Origin of the sequence: Methylorubrum suomiense, assembly GCF_022179765.1 — a bacterium.
Taxonomy (GTDB): Bacteria; Pseudomonadota; Alphaproteobacteria; order Rhizobiales; family Beijerinckiaceae; genus Methylobacterium; species Methylobacterium suomiense.
On sequence record NZ_BPRE01000042.1, the window covers coordinates 1 to 1,369 of the forward strand.

A 1,369-nucleotide genomic window follows, 5' to 3' on the forward strand; every position below is an offset into this window, starting at 1 on the left:
GTCGCCACCGCCCTGACCAACCCGGCCGACTCGGTGCCGATCTGGCTGTTTCGGACGTGAGGAGAGCACCCATGGATGCGATCGAGAAGCTGGGACGGCCCTGCACCCGTGGGGAAATCGGGGAGGCGATCGAGGCGCTACCTGCGGCCCTCGCCCGCTACGCGGACGAGGCGGAAGCGCAGATCCGCGCCATGGGGATCGAGCCGCCGGCGCGATGCGCCTCGTGCGCTTTCACCGCCGGCACCTTCCCGAACACGAAGGCACCAGCGACCGCCCTCGACGCCCTAAAATGCCTCGTCGAGGATCATCCTTTCGGGTGCCACCACGACAAGGGGCCCGACGGCAAGCCGACGCGCCTCTGTGCCGGTTTCCGCATGGTTATGGCGGCCAAGACGGGGCCGAAGCTCGAACGGGCGCCGTGGGCATGGTCCGATGAGTTGGTCGGACGTAGTGGGGAGGCGGCCGACCCATGCCCGTCGTCCTGATCCTCCTGGCCGTCTCCGCACCGGAGCGGCCGTTCCCGACGATGCAGGCCTGCGCGCAGGCTGCGCCCGCAGTCGCGCGGCGGGCCGGGCGTGGGGCTGTGCCGGTCTGTGTGACCGTTGCGCCGACCGTGCGGCGGGGCCGCTGACGGGAGCCCACATCAGGATCGTATGCCGCCCCGGATCGAAGGACCTGACCCGCCTGCCCGTCGCGCTGATCCGTGGACCCGTGCCGATGTCGAACGCTGGCTGAAGGCTGCGTTCCGGGCGATGCCCTATGCGCCGATCTACGCCCCGCGCGGGAGCACGCTCCATGTGGCGGCCGGCGTCACCCCAGACGCGACCTTCGACCTGCTGGCGTTCTCCGGCACCGTCCTCGGCGAGAAGAGCGAGGAACGGCATATCCTGTTGCTGTGGGCGCGATCCATGGCGACCGGCGGCGGGGTCGGCGGTTCCGTTTCGGAATACTGCCTGCGGACCGGGCGCAGCCGGGCGACGTTCGACCGTATCAGGATCAGGGCCTGCGAGCGGATCGTCGAGGCGAAGAACCGCGCCGACAGCCAAGACGACGCGGCGCGTTAATTCCTCTTGACGGTGAGGAAACCGGCGCACGATCCCGTGAATAACGGGCGCCCGATCCGGTTGTGCCCTCCTCGAGGTCTGGCTCGTGTCCGTCGCCGCTTCGTCCATCTCCATCTCTGCAACCCGCAAGCGCGGACGCGCCGCACCGTCCCGCCGCCCGCTGCCGCGCCTTGCCAGCGACCGCGAGGTCGTCGTCGGCCGCGCCAACGTTCCCGATCCGTGGGAGCCGGGCGCCTACCGCGAAGTCCATGTCAATCGGCGTGTCGACGTCCTGGCGCAGGAGCTTGCCGCCAAGCGCATCGATC

Annotated in this window: 2 protein-coding genes and 1 pseudogene; all 3 read left to right on the forward strand. The window is 70.0% G+C overall.

What is annotated here, in order from left to right; all coding sequences use genetic code 11:
• Positions 1-71: 71 nt before the first annotated feature.
• Entirely contained in the window at positions 72-485 is a 414-nt protein-coding gene (locus MFF26_RS26310) for a hypothetical protein (protein WP_137831628.1), read from the forward strand.
• Positions 486-797: 312 nt separating this feature from the next.
• The gene (locus tag MFF26_RS26315) at positions 798-1,064 is read left to right on the forward strand and encodes a hypothetical protein (RefSeq protein ID WP_238308963.1); all 267 of its coding nucleotides are present in this window, start codon (positions 798-800) and stop codon (positions 1,062-1,064) included.
• Positions 1,065-1,149: 85 nt separating this feature from the next.
• Positions 1,150-1,369 (forward strand): annotated as a pseudogene (locus tag MFF26_RS26320) (hypothetical protein); the annotation flags it as partial.